Origin of the sequence: Leclercia adecarboxylata, from assembly GCF_006171285.1 — a bacterium.
Taxonomy (GTDB): Bacteria; Pseudomonadota; Gammaproteobacteria; order Enterobacterales; family Enterobacteriaceae; genus Enterobacter; species Enterobacter barmai.
The window spans coordinates 3333716-3354655 of record NZ_CP040889.1 but is presented as its reverse complement, the minus strand read 5'-3'; the positions used below and the strand labels follow the sequence as shown (position 1 = coordinate 3354655).

Sequence of the window (20940 nt, the reverse complement as noted above, 5' to 3'; positions counted from 1 at the left end):
CTTAATGGTTTCTTTTGTACCAATTCCATGGCCGCACATGCTAACATAGCCAAATAAGATAGATAACGATAATTACTATCATTATCAAATCATGGATGTTGCTATGTCGTACTCCCTTTCCGCGTCACGCGCCGTTGCCGTGCCCGGCTTACTGTTACTGCTCACGCTGGCGATCGCCCTCAGTCTGTTGGTGGGTGCCAAACCGCTGCCGTTTTCGGTGGTAGTCGATGCCTTCTCCGCTACCTGTCAAAGCGCCGACTGCACTATCGTGCGGGATGCCCGCCTGCCGCGTACCCTCGCCGGGCTACTGGCCGGTGCCGCCCTCGGTCTCGCCGGGGCGTTAATGCAAACCCTGACCCGCAATCCGCTGGCCGATCCCGGCATTCTCGGCGTTAACGCCGGGGCGAGCTTCGCCATCGTGCTGGGCGCGGCGCTGTTTGGTTTTTCATCCCCCGGCGAACAGCTGGTGATGGCCCTGTGCGGTGCCTTTGCCGCCTCCCTGCTGGTGGCCTTTACCGGCAGCCAGGGCGGGGGCCAGCTCAGCCCGGTGCGCCTGACGCTCGCGGGCGTGGCGCTGGGCGCGGTGCTGGACGGCCTTTCCAACGGCATCGCCCTGCTCAACCCGGACGTCTACGACCAGCTGCGCTTCTGGCAGGCGGGCTCGCTGGATATCCGTACTCTGCAAACCCTGCAGGTAGTGAGCGTGCCGGTGCTGATTGCCGCCGCCGTGGCGCTGCTGTTAAGCCGGGCGCTGAACAGCCTGAGCCTCGGCAGCGACACGGCCACCGCCCTGGGCAGTCGCGTGGCGCGCACCCAGCTGCTGGGGTTGCTGACCATCACCGTATTGTGCGGGAGCGCCACGGCGGTGGTGGGTCCCATCGCCTTTATCGGACTGATGATGCCCCACATGGCGCGCTGGCTGGTGGGGGCCGATCACCGCTGGTCCCTGCCGGTCACGCTGCTCGCCACCCCTGCCCTGCTGCTGTTTGCCGATATTCTCGGGCGTCTGCTGGTGCCCGGTGAGCTGCGCGTCTCGGTGGTCAGCGCCTTTATCGGCGCGCCGGTGCTGATCTTCCTGGTTCGCCGCCAGCGCGGAGGTGCCCTGTGATGGCCCCGTCCCGACGTTTAGTTTTCAGCTGCCTGCTGCTGGTGCTGGTCAGCCTCGGCGTGGCGATATTGAGCCTTAAGAGCGGGGCGGTGATGCTTGACTTCACTCAGGTGCTCGATGCCCTGACCGGCAGTGCCCCGCGCAATATCACCATGGTGGTCAACGAATGGCGACTGCCGCGATTGACGATGGCGCTGCTGGTGGGCGCGGCGCTTGGGATCAGCGGCGCGATTTTCCAGTCGCTGATGCGCAACCCCCTCGGGAGCCCGGACGTGATGGGCTTTAATACCGGGGCCTGGAGCGGCGTGCTGGTAGCGATGGTGCTGTTTGGTCAGCATCTGACGGCCATCACCCTGGCGGCGATGGCGGGCGGCATTCTGACCTCGCTTGTCGTCTGGGCGCTGGCCTGGCGCGACGGCATTGAGACCTTCCGCCTGATCATCATCGGTATCGGCATGCGCGCCATGCTGATGGCGTTTAACACCTGGCTTCTGCTGCAGGCCTCGCTGGAGACCTCGCTCTCAGCCGGGCTGTGGTTCGCCGGGTCGCTCAACGGCCTGACGTGGGCCAAAACCCTGCCCGCCGCCCCGCTGATCGTGCTGATGTTTATCTGCGCCCTGCTGCTGGTGAAGCGCATGCGCCTGCTGGAGATGGGCGACGACAGCGCCTGTGCGCTGGGGGTCAGCGTCGAGCGTTCGCGTCTGATGCTGATGCTGGTGGCGGTAGTGTTAACCGCCGCGGCCACCGCTATCGCCGGGCCGATCTCCTTTATTGCCCTTGTCGCACCGCACATCGCCCGCCGTCTGAGCGGCACCGCCCGCTGGGGGTTAACCCAGTCGGCGCTGTGCGGGTCGCTGCTGCTGCTGGCGGCGGATCTCTGCGCCCAGCAGCTGTTTATGCCGTATCAACTTCCGGTGGGCGTGGTGACCGTCAGTCTTGGCGGGATCTACCTTATCGTCTTGCTTGTTCAGGAGTCCCGCAAGAAATGACAGAGACTGCAACCCGCTTGCGCGGCGAAAATCTGACCCTCGGCTACGGTAAAAAAACCGTGGCTGAGAATTTGCAGGTGGCGATCCCCGATGGCCACTTCACCGCCATTATCGGCCCCAACGGCTGCGGAAAGTCGACGCTGTTACGCACCCTGAGCCGCCTGATGACGCCGCTGCACGGTAACGTGTTTCTCGACGGGGAGCAGATCCAGCGCTTTGCCAGCAAAGAGGTGGCGCGCCGGGTCGGGCTGCTGGCGCAAAACGCCACCACCCCGGGGGATATCACCGTCCAGGAGCTGGTGGCGCGCGGGCGCTATCCGCACCAGCCGCTGTTTACCCGCTGGCGCAAAGAGGATGAGGCGGCGGTCACCAAAGCGATGCAGGCGACCGGTATTACCGACCTGGCGGCGCAAAGTGTCGACACCCTCTCCGGCGGACAGCGCCAGCGGGCGTGGATTGCGATGGTGCTGGCCCAGGAGACGTCGATCATGCTGCTGGATGAGCCGACCACCTGGCTGGATATCAGCCATCAGATTGACCTGCTGGAACTGCTGAGCGATCTGAACCGCACGCAGGGCTTTACCCTGGCGGCAGTGCTGCATGACCTGAACCAGGCCTGCCGCTATGCTACGCATCTGATCGCCCTGCGCGACGGCAAGATTGTGGCGGAAGGTGCGCCGAAAGAGATTGTTAGCCCCGAGCTGATCGAGCGGATCTACGGCATGCGCTGCATGATTATTGACGATCCGGTGGCGGGTACGCCGCTGGTGGTGCCGCTGGGACGGCGGTAAAAAAACGCCGGGTGGCGGCTGCGCCTTACCCGGCCTACAAAATCCATTTTGCCTGCACATCGGGCACACCGCCTTACCCGGCCGACAAAACCCGTAGGCCCGGCAAGCGCAGCGCCGCCGGGCGGTTTTACTACCCCAGAATCTCCTTCAGCACCGGTCCTATCTGCTCAAATGCCTGCGGGGAGATGATATCCACGTGGGCGCAGTCCTGAGCATACACCTCAAGCTCTTCCACCCAGGTTGCCCAGGCTTTATGCGGATCCATGGTTCGCGTGCGCTCGGCGACGAACAGCGTCGCTTTGCCGTCAAACGATGAACTGTGCGCCGTGGTCAGCAGGCGCACCGCATCGCTGTAGTTACCCTCGATGGCGCTGAACAGCTCCCCGGACGCCTGACCCTGCTGGGCGGCGAGAAACGCCTGCCGCTCACGCTCGATCTCCGCTAATACTTCCGGATCCAGACCGTTAGCCTCTTTCTCGGACCAGTTTTGCGTCTCCGGCGGCCAGGTATCGAGCAGGCCGAGGAACGCCACGGCCTCTCCCTGTGCCCGCAGACGCGCGGCAATCCCCTGCGCCAGCGTGCCGCCCAGGGAATAGCCGAACAGGTAGTAAGGCCCGTGCGGCTGTTGCGCGCGGAGCGTCGCCAGATGTTGCTCGATCACCTCGTCCAGGGTGGCGCAGTCCTGCATCGGCCCCGGTCGCGGCGACTGGATACCCGTGATCGACCAGCGCGGGCTCAGGTAGCGGGCCAGCACGCTGAACTGCCAGGCAAAACCGGAGGCAGGATGGAAGCAGAACAGCGTCGGGCCGTGGCTTTCACGCAGGGGCAAAATGGTCTCGTAGCCCAGACGCTGCGCCTGCTCGTCGCTCATCTCTGAGCTCAGCAGGGCGCTCAGCTTGCCCACCGTCGAGGCCACCATCACCTGGCCGGGCGTTACCTGACGGGCAAAGTGGCGGCTGAGGGTGGCAGCAAGACGCATCGCCAGCAGCGAGTGGCCGCCGAGGGCAAAGAAATCCGCCTCGGTGTCGTTGATCTCACACCCCAGCAGGGCCGAGAACGCGGCGGCAATGGTCCATTCGGCATCGGTTTCCGGAGCGCGCCCCTGGGCTTTAACCGTCAGTTCCGGCAGCGGCAGCGCCTTGCGATCCAGCTTGCCGTTGGCGCTGAGCGGCAATGCGCTCAGCTGCAAAATCACCACCGGCACCATGTGCGGCGGCAGCCGGGTTTTCAGGGCCGCCAGCAGCGCATCGCGATCCAGCGGCAGGCCCGACTCAGAAACCACATAGCCCACCAGCTGACGGGCATCGCCGCCGGTGGCCGCCGCCTGGTTAATGACGCAGGCATGGGTCACCGCCTGGGCCACGTCCGGCAGGGTCAGCATCGCCCGGTCGATCTCCCCCAGCTCAATGCGCTGGCCGCGAATTTTCAGCTGATCGTCGCTGCGGCCTAAATATTCCTCCGCGCCGTTGTCCAGCCAGCGGGCGACGTCCCCGGTGCGGTACATGCGCTCGCCAGGGACAAAGGGATCGGCGATAAAGCGGCTGGCGGTCAGATCCGGACGGCCCAGATAGCCCTGCGCCAGCTGGATGCCGGTGAGGTAGAGATCTCCCGCCACGCCGAACGGCACCGGGCGCATCATCGCATCCAGAATACGCAGGCCGGTGTTCCACACCGGGAAACCAATCGGCACGCTGTTGCCCGTAACCGCCGCCAGTTCAGGGCCATACGCCGGATACCAGCTGACGTCCACCGCCGCTTCGGTCGGACCATACAGATTATGCAGCGGGGCATGGGTAAGCTGCTCCCACTCCCGGCACAGTTCGGTCGGCAGGGCTTCGCCGCTGCAGAACACCTGTTTCAGGCTGGCGCAGCAGGCGACGTTTTCCGGGGTCAGCGAGGCGACAAAGGCCGCCAGCATCGACGGCACAAAGTGGGTGGTGGTGACGCCGTATTTCGCAAAGAAATCCTGCATCGCCAGCGGATCGCGGTGCGCCTCCGGCTCGGCCATCACCAGCTTCGCCCCGGCGATAAACGGCCACCAGAACTCCCATACCGAGACGTCAAAGCTGCACGGCGTTTTTTGCGCCACCACGTCTTCGGCGGTTAACGGGTAGTGGTTTTGCATCCACAGCAGACGGTTGACGATGGCGGTCTGGCCGACCATCACCCCTTTCGGCCGCCCTGTCGAGCCGGAGGTGAAGATGATATAGGCGGTCTGTTCCGGCCTGCTCAGGTGCAGAGGTTCAGAGTCCGCAGCAGGTAATAGTGTGTTGTAACTAAAAATCGTTACTGGCAGATGGTCAAAGCGCGGGCGCTGGTCGTCGGTGGTGATCAGCAATGACGGCTTCGCGTCCTCGATCATCATCTGCAGGCGATCGTCGGGATAACCGGTATCCAGCGGCAGCCACGCGGCCCCCGCTTCGACGATAGCGTGCAGGGCCAGGGTCAGGAATACCGAGCGTGGCAGTGCCACCGCCACGCTGTCGCCGGGCTTCACGCCACGCTCGCGAAGCTGGTTTGCCAGGGCCACCACCTGCTCGCGCATCTGGCGGTAGGTGAGCTCCACATGCGCATCGGCCAGCGCCGGGGCGTCCGGGGTTTTCGCCGCCTGCTCCGCCACCAGCGCGCTCAGGGTGGTGAGCGGCAGCGGAACCGCCGTCTGGTTGATCTTCTCCAGCAGGCGGTATTCGTCGTCAGAAACGGTTTCGGCCTCGCCGCAGCGCAGATCGCTGTTGGCGGCAAACTGCGCCAGCAGGCCATGCAGGCGCTCGACGTGGCGCACCAGGGTGGCCTCATCGTAACGCTGCTTGTTGGCGAGGATCTCAATGCTCAGCCCGCCCTGCTCGTCCGGGAACAGCGCCATCTCCAGGTCGTTCACCGGACCGGTGGCGAGGGTGTGCGTCACCGCCTGTACGCCGTCTATATCCAGCTGATAGTCGAAGACCTTGACGTTAAACACCGGGCCGAACAGCGCCTCGTCGCTGGCGGCACGCCCGCTGTCGCGGACGATCTGCTCGGCGTCGTAATGCTGATGGCGACGCATCTTTTTCATCTGTCCGGCCAGGCGCTGGGCCAGCTCCGGCAGCGTCTCCAGCGGGTTGATGTTCACCGCCAGCGGCAGCACGTTCAGCACCGGGCCGGTGGCGGTGAGCGCCGCGGAGCCCATCCGGCGCATAAAGATAAACCCGGCGGCGTAGTTCATGCGCCCGGTCAGGCGGGCGAGCCACAGGGCCACCAGCGCGAGCGCAAGGTCGGTGCGCTGGCTCTGGCTGGCGTTTGCCAGCTGGCTGAAGGCGTGACGATCGGCGGTCAGCTTCAGGCGCAGAATGTCGGTCGTGGCGGCGCGACCCGGCAGCGGCGCGCTGGAGAGCGAGACCGGCGGCGGGAGCTGTTTGCGCTGCTCCGCCCAGAACGCGCCGTCGCGCGCATAGGCCTCGCTGTCGCGATAGCGCTGGTACTCCTCCACCACTTCCGCAAACGGCGTAAAGGGTGAATCCGGCGTGGCATCGCCTTTCAGCCAGGCACGATAAATGGCGGCGATCTGGCGGGTAATGGCCGGGAAGCTGAACCCATCCACCACTAAATGGTGATAGCGCTGATACCAGTACCAGCGGTTGTCCGCCACCTGAATCAACAGGTGGAAGGCCGTGGGCTGGCCGCTGTCGACGCGCAGGTTCTGGTTAAGATCGGCGTGCATAACCGCCAGGGCTGCCGCGTGCGGATCGCCGTCGGCGCGCAGGTCGAGGATGTGCGGTTCCGGCAGGATGAGGCTGTCGTCGATCCACTGCCCTATCTCGCCGTTATCTTCGCTAAAGCGGGTGCGCAGGGTGTCGGCCTGCATCATTCCGGCCACCACCGCTTTCGCCAGCAGGGGGGCATCAACCGGGCCGGTCAGCTCGACGTAGTGGGCCACGCTCCAGGCGTTGGGCAGGTCGGAAAGCTGTTCCGCCATCCAGATCCCCGGCTGGGCGGCCACGAGTGGACGTTGTGCGCTCATGATTTCACCTGTGCAAAATGGGCCGGGATCAGGGTTTGCCAGTGGGCGGCAAGCCACTGCTGACAGGCTTCCTGCGACTGCGGCTCACAGGCCACGCGCCAGCCGTCGGGCAAGGCGCACTGCTGCGGCCACAGGCTGTACTGCTGTTGGGCGTTTTGCACAATAGTGAACAGACCCTGCGGATCGTCGAAGGGGTTACTGAATTCCATACCAGACTCCGTTATTGAATAAGCGGCTGCCAGAGAGTCATCAGCCCCTGCGTCAGCCCTCCCCGCCAGCAAAGTGCATCATGTCCGCCGTCCACCGGACGCCAGAAAACCGGCTGCTGTGTCTGCTGTAGCCCGGCATAAAGCGCCTCACAGGCGCGAAAAATCAGCGGTTCACGTCGCCCCGCCTCAAGGACAATGCGCAGTCCCTGCGCTGAAAGTTGTTGGTTTTTGAGCTGTTCGATAATCACCCCGTCCTGCTGGCCACCGCGATGCGGCCACCAGAACGACCCCGACTGGCTGAGCACGCAGCCAAAGCGCTCTGGCCAGTGCAGCCCGGCATACAGGGCGGAGAGGCCGCCAAAGCTCTGCCCGGCGACAACCGTGCGATCGGCCCGCTCGCTGAACGGGGCCAGCGCCTGCACCTGCGGCAGGAGTTCGTCCTGAACGGCGAGCCAGAAATCGGGATTGCAGGGCAGTTCGCGGGTACGATGGGCGGTATCGATGACGTCAATAAGTACGTAGACCGCAGGCGGCAGCTGGCCATCAAGGGTGAGCGCCGTGAGCGCGGGCCACACCGGCATGCTCTCGGCCCAGAACTGGCCGTCGAGCAGCACCGCCAGCGGGCGTTCGTGCGGGGTCTGTTCGCCGGTGGTGAAGATCCACACCCGGCGGGTGTTGCCGAGTTTTGCGCTCTGCCAGGTAATGCACTGAGCAGGTTGATACGGCGTCTCGGGGCGATCCCAGCCGGGCTGGAGCGGTGCTTCGGGCATTTCGAGCGCCGAGACCGGGTGGCCGCGGCCGCCGCGCCAGTGCTGCCGGTTGCGTGGATCGGCGATGGCCTTTGGCAGCAGTTTGCGCCAGCCTTCGCGCAGGGCCATGCGGTCCGGCGGGTCGGTGGCAAACACCGCATCAGCAAAGTCGTCATCATGTTCAGAGGGGATAAAACAGTAGCTGCCGCGCCAGTTGGGGCTGAACTCGCCCTGCCATTGCCAGACGTCGGTGCCACTGATGCGCACCAGCGTCTGCGGGCGGGCGTTGTGGTGGTGATCGGTCACGCCGGTAATGTAGAGCCACACCCTTTTCAGCGGCGAGGCCTGCTCCGTGCCGTTCGGGTCGCGCCAGTAAAACGTCACCCGATAATGGTCCCCTTCCCGCACCCCTTCGGGCCCCTGTTTCGACTGCCACCAGGCATCACTTCCCGTCTCCAGCGTCGTCACCGATTTAACCCCATGAACTGTTCTGTTTTTTTGATTAAAGATAAACAATATCGATAATATTATTGATAACTATTTTCATTTGCAATAGCGTATGGGCGCGCTGTGGGAAGCGCGAACTTTAAATAACCATGCCATGCGCTGCGTACTGACTCAGGATCGAGAGGTTTTCGCAGACTGCGGGCGACATCCTGCCGCCTCCTCACCCATTCGGGAACGGAGCCATGGGGAACGCGGCATCGAAAAGCAGGACATACAATGAATAACAAGCTTCACTCACTGGCCTTACTGGTCAATCTGGGGATTTATGGTGTGGCACTGCCTGCGATGGCAGCCGAAACCGCCGGGCACGAAGATACGATGGTGATCACCGCCGCCGAGCAGAACCTGCAGGCGCCGGGCGTGTCCACCATCACCGCCGATGAGATCCGTAAAAACCCGTCGGCGCGCGACGTGTCCGAGATCATCCGTACCATGCCGGGCGTCAACCTTACCGGTAACTCCACCAGCGGCCAGCGCGGCAACAATCGCCAGATTGATATTCGCGGCATGGGCCCGGAAAACACCCTGATCCTGATCGACGGTAAGCCGGTGACCAGCCGTAACTCGATCCGTCTGGGCTGGCGCGGCGAGCGTGACACCCGCGGCGATACCGGCTGGGTGCCGCCAGAGATGATCGAACGCATCGAAGTGATCCGCGGCCCGGCTGCGGCGCGTTACGGTAACGGCGCGGCGGGCGGCGTGGTGAACATCATCACCAAAAAGGTCAGCAACGAGTGGCATGGCTCCTGGAACACCTACCTGAATGCTCCTGAGCATAACGAAGAGGGTTCCACCAAACGCACTAACTTCAGCCTCAGCGGTCCGCTGGGCGATGCTTTCAGCTTCCGTCTGTACGGCAACCTGGATAAAACCCAGGCCGACGCCTGGGATATCAACCAAGGTCATGAGTCTGAGCGTACCGGCGCCTATGCCGACACGCTGCCAGCCGGACGTGAAGGCGTTGAGAATAAAGACGTTAACGGCGTGCTGCGCTGGGAATTCGCCCCGATGCAGGCCCTGCAATTTGAGGCAGGCTACAGCCGTCAGAACAACCTCTATGCCGGTGATACCCAGAACACCAACAACGACAACAGCAGCAACGGGCTGGTGAAGAAAAATTACGGCAAAGAGACCAACCGTATCTATCGCCAGAACTTCGCCCTGACCTGGACCGGCGGCTGGGATAACGGTATCACCACCAACAACTGGGCGCAGTACGAACACACCCGCAACTCCCGCCTGGGCGAAGGGCTGGCTGGCGGTCTGGAGGGGCTGTTTAACAGCGATAAGTTCACCGACACCGATCTGTCCGACGTGATGCTGCACAGCGAGATCAACCTGCCGATCGACTTTATCGTCAACCAGAACCTGACCCTGGGCACCGAGTGGGATCAGCAGCGGATGAAGGATATGTCCTCCAACGGCCAGGCCCTGCAGGGCGGTGCGATCCCCGGGATGACCGACAATCGCAGCCCGTACTCCGATGCGGAAATCTTCTCCCTGTTCGCGGAAAACAACATGGAGCTGACCGACAGCACCATGCTGACCCCGGCGCTGCGCTTCGATCATCACTCCATCGTTGGCAACAACTGGAGCCCGTCCCTGAACCTTTCTCAGGGGCTGGGGGATGATTTCACCCTGAAGATGGGTATCGCCCGGGCCTATAAAGCGCCGAGCCTGTACCAGACCAACCCGAACTACCTGCTCTACAGCAAGGGCCAGGGTTGCTATGCGAGCGCCGACGGCGTGGGCTGTTACATGCTGGGTAACGAGGATCTGAAAGCCGAAACCAGCATCAACAAAGAGATCGGCCTGGAGTGGAAACGCGACGGCTGGCTGGCGGGCGTGACCTGGTTCCGCAACGACTACCGCGACAAGATTGAAGCGGGCTACGCGCCGATTGGGCAGACCTCTGCCGGTAAAACGAAAACTGATATTTATCAGTGGGAAAACGTGCCGAAAGCGGTGGTGGAAGGTCTGGAAGGCACCCTGAACGTGCCGGTAAGCGACGCCATCAACTGGACCAACAACATCACCTACATGCTGCAAAGCAAGAACAAGGAGACCGGCGATCGTCTGTCGATCATCCCGGAGTACACGCTGAACTCAACCCTGAGCTGGCAGGTACAGCAGGATGTGTCGCTGCAGTCCACCTTCACCTGGTACGGCAAGCAGCAGCCGAAGAAATACAACTACAAAGGTGAGCCGGCGGTCGGGTCTGAGACGGATGAAGTGAGCCCGTACAGCATCGTCGGCCTGAGCGCGACCTGGGACGTGACCAAATACGTTAGCCTGACCGGCGGCGTGGATAACGTCTTCGATAAACGCCAGTGGCGTGCGGGTAATGCCCAGACGACCGGGAATACCACGACGGGAGCGTATATGTATGGTGCTGGGGCGTATACCTATAATGAGCCGGGGCGGACCTGGTTTATGAGTGTGAATACGCGGTTCTGATGAGAGTAAAAAGGCAACGATGAGTTGCCTTTTTTATTGCGGGTTGGTGGGGAACATGCGGCTGCTGTGGTGGTTCCGTTCACTTTCAGTTGCTGCTGAGGTTCATCTGCCTCAGAGTTGAGGGGAATATGCGGCTACGGTGGTGGTTCCGTTCACTTCCAGAGCCGTGCTTCTCTGTTACTGCACAACCGGTGAACGTGCCAGGGTGGCTCAATCGCCACCACCCTGGCAACCCGGGCTACCGGCAAAGAAAATCGCCGCTTCGCGGTCCCTTCGTCTTATTCCTTCCGGCTATCGGGTCAGGCACCAGCCTGCATCCCTGCAGGCTATGCCCTCTCGGCGCGTCCATGCGCCTCGCCCCGGCCTACAGGAAACGACTCAGCGATTTTCAGCCGGACCAGGGAGCCGCTGTAAGCCTTTTATTTTTATGTGATTATTTCATTGCGTTAACATTTATTGCGCCGGGTCTGGTAGGCCGGGTAAGGCGAAGCCGCCACCCGGCATTGTTGCGCCGGGCGGCACTGCGTTTGCCCGGCCTACAAACTCAGTTTTTCAACGCATCAATTGCTACGCGTCCATCCGGCGTTTGCAGCCAGCGTGGTGCGTTGAGCGTGTCGGCGTAAAAGCTCACCAGGTCATACAGCAGCCCCTCCATCACGCGCGCCATCTCCGGCGGCAGGACGTTGCTGATTAAAAGCTGCGTAACGGTCTGGCAATAGATGCCCAGCTGGTCGCTTTCCGGCTCGAATGCGGGCAGGCGAGAAGGCAGATCGTTGAGGGTGAATTGTTCCACCATGTGCGCCGGGATAGGCTCGTTGAGCGTGGGTTGTAACAGCGCGAGACAGGCACAAAGACGGGCGCACAGCGCCAGCTTTTCAGCGGGTTCGTCGGTTTCCAGCAGGGTGTAAGCGAAACGCTCACAGTGGTTCGCCAGTACGGTGAAATCCGTGTTGTGGGAGAAAGGTACGGTAAATAATGGGTGAGCCTGGGTTGGGGTTGTAGCCATAGTGGCAGCCTCCGATAAAGTTTTTAAACCCACCGTCAGAGGTTCCAATCTCGTGGCGGTGGACTGAGCGAGGTTGGAACTACCGGCTTTATCGGATACCGGCGCATCTTACGATGCCCCCGCCAGCCCACCATTAAGTGCAGCAGAGCGTACGACATAAGGCCTCTTATGTCATCGATAAAGTCAGTCAGGGTTCCAATCCCGACGCCTGATTTTGCAGGCGCAACAGGAAGATAAGGCAATGCGTTTCAGGCAACAACCCAGAAAAACCATTCCCGGAAGCCGCCTCGCAAAGATTTAAAGCAACAGAAAATATTACATGGAAACAGCCAGGCCCCGCCCGGCGGCGCTGCGCTTGCACGGGCCTACAAAACCCCAAGCCCAAAAGCCAGCGATGAAGAAAGTGAAAAGAATAAAAGACTTACAGCGACGCCAGAATCCGGCTGAAAATCGCTGAGGCGTTGACCGTAGGCCGGGGCGAGGCGCAGGGATGCGCCGAGAGGGCGTGACCTACAGGGATCCAGGATCACGCCCGACCCGATAGCCGAAGGGCATAAGCTGAGGGGACCGCGAAGCGGCGATTTTCTTTGCCGGGAGCCGGGATTGTAAAGGGGGCGCGATAGCCCCCTTTACACGTTCACAGGTGACGTGGTTTACAGAAAAGCAGCGAACGTATGGAGAACGGAACCACCACAGCACCCGCATGTTCCACTCACCCGACAGCAAGCTCCCGCAAATGTTTCTTCAGCTTATGATACTCATCAATCACATACTGCTCCGCAGCCTGCTGGTCAGCGATCGGCTCCACGCGCACGGCGCAATACTTATACTCCGGCGTTTTGGTAATCGGGCTCAGGTTCTCCGTCACCAGCTCGTTACAGGCACCAATCCACCACTGGTAGGTCATATACACCGCACCTTTGTTCGGTCGATCGCTCACCTGCGCGCGGGTGATGACCTTCCCTTTACGCGAGGTGACCCACACCAGCGCCTCATCTTCAATGCCGAGACGCTCCGCGTCGGCAGTGTTGATCTGCGCATAGCCCGGCTCGTCGGCCAGCGCTGCCAGCGCGGCACAGTTACCGGTCATCGAGCGGCAGGAGTAGTGCCCCACTTCACGCACGGTCGAGAGCACCAGCGGATACTCTTCCGTCAGCTTGTCGATCGGCGCGACCCAGTCGCAGGTATAGAGCTGCCCCAGCCCGTTCGGGGTGGAGAACTCTTTTTCGAACAGGTAATCGGTCCCCTGATCGGCCTCTGACTCGTCACGGCACGGCCACTGGATATAACCCAGCTCGCCCATCTTCTCGTAGGTGGCGCCGTAGAAATCCGGACACAGATGACGCAGCTCGTCCCAGATCTCCTGGGTATTGCTGTAGTGCATCGGGTAGCCCATCCGCGTGGCGATTTCGCTAATGATCTGCCAGTCCGTTTTCAGATCCCACTTCGGCTCGACCGCTTTAAAGAAGCGCTGGAACCCACGGTCGGCGGCGGTGTAGACCCCTTCGTGCTCACCCCAGGAGGTGGACGGCAGGATCACATCGGCGGCGGCAGCGGTCTTGGTCATAAAGATGTCCTGCACGATGACCAGTTCCAGCTCCTCAAACGCCTTACGCACCGCAGAGAGCTCGGCGTCCGTCTGGAGCGGATCTTCCCCCATGATGTACGCGGCGCGCACTTCGCCGTGGGCCACCCTGTGAGGCAGCTCGCTGATGCGATACCCGGTATGGGCAGGCAGCGAGTCAACGCCCCAGGCTTTGGCAAACTTGGCCCGGTTTTCCGGTTTATTGATGTACTGATAGCCCGGATAGGTATCCGGCAGCGCACCCATGTCGCACGCGCCCTGCACGTTGTTCTGGCCGCGCACCGGGTTAACCCCTGCGGACGGCTTGCCGAGATTGCCGGTCAGCAGCGCCAGGCTGGTGAGCGAGCGCACGGTTTCCACCCCCTGATAGAACTGGGTCACGCCCATTCCCCAGAGGATCGCCGCGTTTTCTGCCGCCGCGTACATCCGCGCCGCCTGGCGGATCTCCGCCGCGCTGACCCCGGTGACCGCCTCAACGGACTCCGGCGTATAGCCTTCGACGATCTTGCGATACTCCTCGAAGCCCTCGGTGCGTGCCGCCACAAACGCGCGGTCGTAGAGCTGTTCTTCAATAATCACGTGCCCCATCGCGTTAAGCAGCGCGATGTTGGAGCCGTTTTTCAGGGCCAGATGCATATCCGCAATGCGCGCAGTTTCAATTTTGCGCGGATCGCAGACGATAATCTTCGCCCCGTTGCGTTTGGCTTTGATCACGCGGTTCGCCACGATAGGGTGCGAATCCGCCGGGTTGTAGCCAAAAATAAAGACCATATCGGCATTCTCAATACCGACAATGGAGTTACTCATTGCGCCGTTACCGACCGACTGGTGCAGACCTGCAACCGATGGGCCGTGTCAGACGCGCGCGCAGCAGTCGACGTTATTGGTGCCGACTGCCGCGCGGGCAAATTTTTGCATGATGTAGTTGGTTTCATTCCCGGTGCCGCGCGATGACCCGGTGGTCATGATCGCGTCCGGGCCGTGCTCGGCCTTAATGGCGCTGAGCTTGCCGGCAACGTAGTCCAGCGCTTCGTCCCAGGAGACGGCTTCCAGCTTGCCGCCGCGCTCGCGACGGATCATTGGCGATTTCAGGCGCGGGGTGAGGATTTTGGTGTCGTTGATAAAATCCCAGCCGTAATACCCTTTCAGGCAGAGATCGCCCTGGTTGGTTTTACCCTGTGCTGCCTCAGCCTTGACGACTTTGCCGTTATTGACCACCAGGTTGATTTTGCAACCCGATGCGCAATAGGGGCAAACCGTGACGACTTTCTTCATCGGTGTTACTCCGTTGGTAATATGTCCCCAGCGCTATGCATTAACTATGCCAGCCTGAAATATTAAATTAAGTCATTGAAAAATAGTGGGATAAATGAAGGTGAGAGGTCCGTTCGTCAAAAGTGTCATGACGAACGGACAGGGATGACGTTAGCGGACAATCAGAGCGTCGTAGCCTTTAAAGCGGTAGTTAATCAGAGAGATGAGCCAGCAGGCGACAAACAGCCCGACCACGATAAACCCGGCGTTGCCCAGGTTGTCGTTCAGCGCCGCGACGCCGTTCCACAGGCCGCCCTCCAGGCCCAGCTTATCCGCCAGCAGACCCAGCGCTTCCAGCCCGCCGATAAACAGCGCCACCACCACCGAGGTGCCGGTGATGGTCATGTTGTAGTAGAGCTTGCGCTGCGGCTTGTTGAACGCCCAGCCGTACGCACCCACCATAATCAGGTTGTCGAGGGTGTCGATCATCGCCATGCCGCTGGTGAACAGCAGCGGGAAGACCATAATCGCCCACACCGACATGCCGCTGGAGGCACCGGCTGCGGAGATCCCCAGCACGCCGATCTCGGTGGCAGTATCAAACCCGAGGCCGAACAGGAAGCCCACCAGATACATGTGCCAGCTGCGGGTGACCAGGCGGAACGCCGAGCGGAACAGCCAGTTCATCACCCCGCCCTGCGCAAACGACACCGCATCCGGCACGCTTTCGCCGCGCTTCATTTTGTTAAAGCTGCCCCAGACGTCGCGCAGGATCACCAGGTTCACCAGCGCCATCGCCAGCAGGAAGAAAGCCGAGACCGCCGTCCCGATGGTGCCGCCGGTTTCGTGGAACCACTCCATATTGCGGCTGAACGCCGTGGCGGTGGCGGCGATGGCAATGGAGGCCAGCACCACAATCGTCGAGTGCCCCAGCGAGAACCAGGCCCCCACGCCGCAGGGGCGTTTGCCCTGCTGCATCATCTTGCGGGTGACGTTATCAATGGCGGCGATGTGGTCGGCATCCACCGCGTGGCGCAGGCCGTAGCACCAGGCGAGCAGGCTGGCCGCCAGAAGCGACGGCGTGGCGTGAAAGAGGTAAAAGGCCAGCGCCCAGGCCAGAATGTTGGTTGCGATTAACGCCAGCATCAGCGCCATGGCTTTGGGATGGTTATTGAAATATTTCATGTACATAGTCAGATCCAGATTCAAGAAAAAATCGCGGCGGCAATCACTGCCTGCCCAAATGCCACCGCCCCGTCACCGGCGGGAAGCCGCCCGGGAAACAGCACGGTAAAATCGCTCAGCCAGAACTGCAGACGTTCCCGCAGCAGGCGGTTGTGCAGCACGCCCCCGCTGCACACAATGGTGGAAAGCTGATGCTGCCGGGCATGTTCGCCCGCAAGCGTCGCCAGCCCTTTAGCCAGCGCGTCGTGAAAGGCCCACGCCCGCTCAGCGTCAGACGCCTGCCAGCTCAGCCACTGCCGCCAGAAGGTGGCCATATCCAGTTCGCCGTCGCGCACCGGCATCGTAACCGGATGGCTCTGCGGCGCGGCGCTCAGGGCCAGCGCCTCCAGCCGACAGGCAGCCTCCCCTTCATAACTGATTTGTTCCGGGGCGCAGTTCAGCGCCGCTGCCACGGCGTCGAATAGCCGACCGGCAGAGGAGGCCAGCGGCGCGTTGATCCCGCGTTCGATGGCCCGGGCCAGCGGCTGCCAGGGTTTATTCTCCAGCAGGGCGGTCTGCGGCAGGGTCGGCCACTCCGGCACAAACGCCTGCCACTGGGCCAGCAGGTTGCGCCACGGCTGGCGCGCGGCCAGATCGCCCCCGGGCAGCGCCATCGCAGGCAGTCCGCCCAGCTTTTCACAGGTGCGGTAGTTCACCCGCAGGCACTCCCCGCCCCACAGCGCGCCGTTCTCGCCCTGGCCGATACCGTCCAGCACCAGGGCAATCACATCCCCGCCGTCGCGCGGCCAGCCGTGCTCCGCCATGCAGGCCGCGGCGTGGGCGTGGTGATGCAGCACGCGATGCTGCGGACAGGGCATCGCCTCCCCCAGCTGCGTGGAGCGATACCCGGGATGGGCATCGGTCACCACCCGCTCGGGGGTAAACTGCCAGATGTCCTGAATGGCGGTCAGCGCCTGCTGCCACTGGGCCTGTGCGTCGTCATCATGCAGATCCCCCAGATGCTGGCTCAGCACCGCCTGCCCGCCGCGCACCAGGCAGAAGGTATTTTTGCGATCCGCCCCGAGACAGAGCAGCGACGGCGCATGCTCAAAACCGGGCGGCAGCGGCAGCGCATCCGGCACAAAGCCCCTGGCGCGGCGCAGCATTTCGCCGCTGGCGCGCATCACCGAGTCGTCCATGCGCTGGACGATATCGCGGTTGTGCAGCAGCCAGCCGTCGGCGATCCCGGCCAGATCGCGCAGGGCTTTGTCGTTGGTCAACGCTGGCGGACAGCCGTTGAGGTTGCCGGAGGTCATCACCAGGGGGCGATCGAGATCCTGCATCAGCAGGTGCTGGAGCGGGTTGGCGGCCAGCATCACCCCCACCTCGTTAAGGCCGGGGGCGATGGCCTCGCAAAACAGCGTGTGTTTAGCCACCAGCACCACCGGCGCGGCCGGGGAGCGCAGCAGCGCCTGCACGTCAGCAGGCAGCCACACCGCCAGACGCTCGGGGATCATCACCGCCAGCGGCTTAGTCGGGCGGCGCTTACGCTCGCGAAGGGTATTTACCGCCGCAGGGTTTTGCGCATCACAGGCCAGATGGAAGCCACCCAGCCCTTTTATAGCCACGATCCCGCCCTGTTTCAGCATTGACACAGCGGCCTGCAGGGCGGGCTCCCGCTCCTCACGCGCCGCACCGCTCACCCAGCTAATCTGCGGCCCGCAGTCCGGACAGGCCACCGGCTGGGCGTGAAAGCGCCGGTCGGCGGGGTTGCGGTACTCCGCCTCGCAGGCCGGACAGAGCGCAAACGCCGCCATGGTGGTGGCCGGGCGGTCGTAGGGCATCGCCCGGATAATGGTGAAGCGCGGCCCGCAGTGGGTGCAGTTGATAAACGGGTAGCGGTAGCGGCGCTCGTGCGGATCGTTCATCTCGGCCAGACACGCCGGGCAGGTGGCGGCATCCGGCACCACCTGGGTGGTCATCTGGCCGTGGGCGCTGGCACGAATGGTGAAGTCCACCGGGCGCTGCGCCCAGCGCCAGGGCTGCTGGCTGATGTCGTCGATGCGCGCCAGCGGCGGACATCCGGCGGCCAGCTGGCGGATAAAAGCCTGCGCCTCACCGACGAGGCGCACCTCCACCCCGTCCCCGTCGTTGCAGACGTCGCCCTTAAGCTCCAGCTGCTGCGCCACCTGCCAGACCCAGGGGCGGAATCCCACCCCCTGGACTTTGCCGCGAATGCGCACCAGCGTGCCGTTTGTACTCATTGATTAACTCTCTACCGCCTCACGCAGGCGTGATTTCATGTCGTGATAGGTGGTCTGGGCGTAATTTTCCGCCCAGGGCTGATCGGCGATGGCGTCGATTTTGACCGCGCAGTATTTGGTTTCCGGCGTTTTCGAAATGGGGTCAAGGTTGTCCTGGGTCAGCTCGTTACAGGCCCCAATCCACCACTGATAGGTCATGTAGACCGCGCCCTGATTGATGCGCTCGTTGACGTCCGCCCGGCTGATCACCTTCCCGCGACGGGAGCTGACCCACACCAGCTGGCGATCCTGAATACCCAGTTTTGCCGCATCCTGCGGGTTCATCTGCACAAAGCCCGGCTCATCCGCCAGGGCCTGCAGCGCGGCGCAGTTGCCGGTCATGGAGCGACAGGAGTAGTGACCCACCTCGCGCACGGTGCAGAGCACCAGCGGGTAGTCGGCGTCCGGCATTTCCGCAGGTTTGCGCCACGGGGCGGCAAACAGCTGGCCTTTGCCGTTCGGCGTGTCGAAGCGGTTGCCCTCGTAGAGCCACGGCGTGCCCGGATGGTCGAGCGTCGGGCAAGGCCACTGGACGTGGCCCATGTCGCCCATTTTTTCGTACGTCACGCCGTAGAACAGCGGACAGAGTTCGCGCATCTCGTCCCAGATCTGCTGGTTGTCGCGGTAGTGCATCGGGTAGCCCATTTCTGTCGCGATCAGGCTGACGATCTCCCAGTCGCGCTTGACGTCGTACTTTGGCTCAACGGCTTTTTCAAAGCGCTGGAAGCCACGGTCGGCGCAGGTAAAGACTCCGCCGTGTTCGCCCCAGGAGGTGGCGGGCAGCAGCACGTCCGCCGCCTCGGCGGTTTTGGTCATGAAGATGTCCTGCACCACCACAAAGTCGAGGGCCGCAAAGCCTTTGCGCACCAGGCCCAGGTCCGCCTCGGTCTGGAGCGGATCTTCCCCCATGATGTAATAGGCTTTCACCTTCCCTTCCAGCGCGAGGTGCGGCACTTCGGTGATGCGCACGCCCACCTGGTCATCCATCCGCTCGGGATCGACGCCCCACGCCCGGGCGAATTTCTCCCGCACCTGCGGGTCGGTCACGTCCTGATAGCCGGGGAACTGGTTGGGAATGACCCCCATGTCGCACGCCCCCTGGACGTTATTCTGGCCGCGCACCGGGCCAACGCCCACATGTTCGCGCCCGAGGTTGCCGGTGAGCAGCGCCAGGGTGGAGAGCCCTTTCACCACGTCCACCGCCTGACCAAACTGGGTGACACCCATCCCCCACATCACGGTGGCGGACGGCGCGGCGGCATAAATGCGCATCGCATCGCGGATTTGCCGGGCACTGACGCCAGTGATGCTTTCGACATTTTCCGGAGCGTAGTCGCGCACCGTTTCACGCAGCGTTTCCAGCCCGTCGGTGTAGCGCGCCACGTAGTCGCTGTTGTAGAGGTTCTCCTCCAGCAGCGTATAGATGAAGGCGTTGACCAGCGCCATGTTGCAGCCGTTGTTGATCTGCAGATGGCGATCGGCGATGCGCGCCGTCTCGATTTTGCGCGGATCGCAGACGATCACCTTCGCGCCGTTCTGTTTGGCTTTGATCACCCGGCGGGCGACGATGGGGTGCGAGTCGGCGCAGTTGTAGCCGAAGATCAGCAGGCATTTTGAGTGTTCGATATCGCTGATGGAGTTGCTCATCGCCCCGTTGCCGAGCGTCTCCTGCAGCCCGGCAACGCTCGGCCCGTGGCACACCCGGGCGCAGCAGTCGACGTTGTTGGTGTTAAGCACCCCACGGGCAAACTTCTGCATCACGTAGTTGGTTTCGTTCCCCGTTCCGCGCGACGAGCCGGTGGTCATGATGGCGCGCGGGCCATACTTCGCCTTGATCTCGCCGAGACGCCGGGCGGTGTAGCGAATGGCCTCCTCCCAGGAGACCGGCTCAAACTTGCCGCCCTTCTGGTAGCGGATCATCGGCTGCGTCAGACGCGGCGTCAGGATGCGGGTGTCGTTGAGAAAGTCCCAGCCGTAATAGCCCTTCAGGCACAGCTGATTCTGGTTAGTGACGCCCTCTGCCGCTTCGGCACGGACGATTTTATTGTTCTCAACGACGAGTTTTAATTTGCAGCCCGCACCGCAGTAAGGGCAAACGCTGGTGATTTTTTTCATCAGTAACAGACCTGCTAAAAGTGAAAAGAAAGCAATGCTTACAGCATCATGGAAGAGACGTTGTCCAGAGCCGCCCGACGGCGTTTCTCCAGGCTCAGCTGCTCAAGTTTTTTTCTGTCGATGCAGACAATGGCGTTGGTCGGACAGGCCTGCACGCACGCCGGACCGTCCGGCTGGTGATGGCAGAGATCGCATTTGTTGGCTTCGGCTTTTTCCGACATGACGTTCAGCCCGCTGCCGATACTGCGGACAACCGGCCGCAGCACCACTTCCATCGCGCCGTAAGGACAGGCGACCACGCAGGTTTTGCAGCCGATGCAGCGCTCCTGGTGGACGTGCACAAAATTGTTATCGCGGGTGATCGCCCCGTTCGGGCAGACGGTGGCACAGGGGGCATCTTCACACTGGCGGCACATGGTGGCGGTGGAGACGTTGACGCCTTTGATGACGTGAATGCGCGGCAGGAAGTTCTGCGGGGTCAGCGACGCGCAGTCCTGGGTGTCGTGGTGGGAAACAACGCAGGCCACCTCACAGGTACGACAGCCGATGCATTTGCTGGCATCGGCAATGATAAAGCGATTCATCCTTTAACTCCGGCAATGATTATAAGCGCGGGAAGGTATGCATAAATCGCGCCAGATTTTAATGTATTGAATTTACAGGGTTTTTGTTTGATTGGGAGGTGTCATCGTCAGAAGTGACGATG

General features: G+C 62.3%; 13 protein-coding genes. 4 read left to right on the top strand and 9 right to left on the bottom strand.

What is annotated here, in order from left to right:
* The first annotated feature begins 103 nt into the window (after positions 1-103).
* The 3 genes from fepD to fepC are packed head-to-tail and all read left to right on the top strand — an operon-like array spanning position 104 to position 2888.
* Positions 104-1108, top strand: a complete 1005-nt coding sequence (fepD, locus tag FHN83_RS17730) for a Fe(3+)-siderophore ABC transporter permease (protein WP_138369623.1) — start codon at positions 104-106, stop codon at positions 1106-1108.
* Entirely contained in the window at positions 1108-2097 is a 990-nt protein-coding gene (gene fepG, locus FHN83_RS17725; RefSeq protein WP_139564528.1) for an iron-enterobactin ABC transporter permease, read from the top strand. The genes fepD and fepG overlap by 1 nt, the downstream gene beginning before the upstream one ends.
* Entirely contained in the window at positions 2094-2888 is a 795-nt protein-coding gene (gene fepC / locus FHN83_RS17720; RefSeq protein WP_139564527.1) for an iron-enterobactin ABC transporter ATP-binding protein, read from the top strand. The genes fepG and fepC overlap by 4 nt, the downstream gene beginning before the upstream one ends.
* Before the next feature lie 130 nt (positions 2889-3018).
* On the opposite strand, the gene entF is transcribed toward fepC, so the two are convergent.
* From entF to fes, 3 genes are read right to left on the bottom strand one after another with little or no spacing between them, the layout of a single operon-like run.
* Positions 3019-6885, bottom strand: coding sequence for an enterobactin non-ribosomal peptide synthetase EntF (gene entF / locus FHN83_RS17715; RefSeq protein ID WP_139564526.1), 3867 nt, complete (start codon positions 6883-6885; stop codon positions 3019-3021).
* Positions 6882-7094 (bottom strand): MbtH family protein, encoded by a 213-nt coding sequence (locus tag FHN83_RS17710; protein ID WP_039031412.1) that lies wholly within the window; start codon positions 7092-7094, stop codon positions 6882-6884. The genes entF and FHN83_RS17710 overlap by 4 nt, the downstream gene beginning before the upstream one ends.
* Before the next feature lie 11 nt (positions 7095-7105).
* Positions 7106-8311: an enterochelin esterase gene (gene fes, locus FHN83_RS17705; protein WP_139564525.1), complete on the bottom strand. Its 1206-nt coding sequence runs from the start codon at positions 8309-8311 to the stop codon at positions 7106-7108.
* 255 nt (positions 8312-8566) lie between these two features.
* Between fes and FHN83_RS17700 the strand changes: the two genes are divergently transcribed.
* A complete protein-coding gene (locus FHN83_RS17700; protein ID WP_139564524.1) occupies positions 8567-10807 on the top strand; it encodes a TonB-dependent siderophore receptor in 2241 nt (746 codons plus the stop codon).
* Positions 10808-11351: 544 nt separating this feature from the next.
* Here the strand turns inward: FHN83_RS17700 and FHN83_RS17690 are convergent.
* The 6 genes from FHN83_RS17690 to hydN all read right to left on the bottom strand — a co-directional run bounded on the left by FHN83_RS17690 (position 11352) and on the right by hydN (position 20818).
* Positions 11352-11813 (bottom strand): hypothetical protein, encoded by a 462-nt coding sequence (locus FHN83_RS17690; RefSeq protein WP_039031415.1) that lies wholly within the window; start codon positions 11811-11813, stop codon positions 11352-11354.
* Positions 11814-12525: 712 nt separating this feature from the next.
* The gene (gene fdhF, locus FHN83_RS17685; RefSeq protein ID WP_139564523.1) at positions 12526-14673 is read right to left on the bottom strand and encodes a formate dehydrogenase subunit alpha; all 2148 of its coding nucleotides are present in this window, start codon (positions 14671-14673) and stop codon (positions 12526-12528) included.
* Between the two features lie 150 nt (positions 14674-14823).
* Entirely contained in the window at positions 14824-15837 is a 1014-nt protein-coding gene (locus FHN83_RS17680) for a HoxN/HupN/NixA family nickel/cobalt transporter (protein ID WP_419146421.1), read from the bottom strand.
* Positions 15838-15857: 20 nt separating this feature from the next.
* Positions 15858-18080, bottom strand: coding sequence for a carbamoyltransferase HypF (gene hypF / locus FHN83_RS17675; protein ID WP_139564521.1), 2223 nt, complete (start codon positions 18078-18080; stop codon positions 15858-15860).
* Between the two features lie 3 nt (positions 18081-18083).
* Positions 18084-20234, bottom strand: coding sequence for a formate dehydrogenase subunit alpha (fdhF, locus tag FHN83_RS17670; protein ID WP_139564520.1), 2151 nt, complete (start codon positions 20232-20234; stop codon positions 18084-18086).
* Between the two features lie 38 nt (positions 20235-20272).
* On the bottom strand, positions 20273-20818 hold the full coding sequence (gene hydN, locus FHN83_RS17665) for an electron transport protein HydN (RefSeq protein WP_139564519.1): 546 nt from the start codon (positions 20816-20818) through the stop codon (positions 20273-20275).
* Between the last annotated feature and the right edge of the window lie 122 nt (positions 20819-20940).

Bases quoted from the DNA above. Each gene is read 5' to 3' on its own strand.
- FHN83_RS17690 (WP_039031415.1), bottom strand. From the start codon at position 11,813: ATGGCTACAACCCCAACCCAGGCTCACCCATTATTTACCGTACCTTTC.
- hydN (WP_139564519.1), bottom strand. From the start codon at position 20,818: ATGAATCGCTTTATCATTGCCGATGCCAGCAAATGCATCGGCTGTCGT.
- fepG (WP_139564528.1), top strand. From the start codon at position 1,108: ATGGCCCCGTCCCGACGTTTAGTTTTCAGCTGCCTGCTGCTGGTGCTG.
- hypF (WP_139564521.1), bottom strand. From the start codon at position 18,080: ATGAGTACAAACGGCACGCTGGTGCGCATTCGCGGCAAAGTCCAGGGG.
- fdhF (WP_139564520.1), bottom strand. From the start codon at position 20,234: ATGAAAAAAATCACCAGCGTTTGCCCTTACTGCGGTGCGGGCTGCAAA.
- FHN83_RS17680 (WP_419146421.1), bottom strand. From the start codon at position 15,837: ATGAAATATTTCAATAACCATCCCAAAGCCATGGCGCTGATGCTGGCG.
- FHN83_RS17710 (WP_039031412.1), bottom strand. From the start codon at position 7,094: ATGGAATTCAGTAACCCCTTCGACGATCCGCAGGGTCTGTTCACTATT.
- fepD (WP_138369623.1), top strand. From the start codon at position 104: ATGTCGTACTCCCTTTCCGCGTCACGCGCCGTTGCCGTGCCCGGCTTA.
- FHN83_RS17700 (WP_139564524.1), top strand. From the start codon at position 8,567: ATGAATAACAAGCTTCACTCACTGGCCTTACTGGTCAATCTGGGGATT.
- fepC (WP_139564527.1), top strand. From the start codon at position 2,094: ATGACAGAGACTGCAACCCGCTTGCGCGGCGAAAATCTGACCCTCGGC.
- entF (WP_139564526.1), bottom strand. From the start codon at position 6,885: ATGAGCGCACAACGTCCACTCGTGGCCGCCCAGCCGGGGATCTGGATG.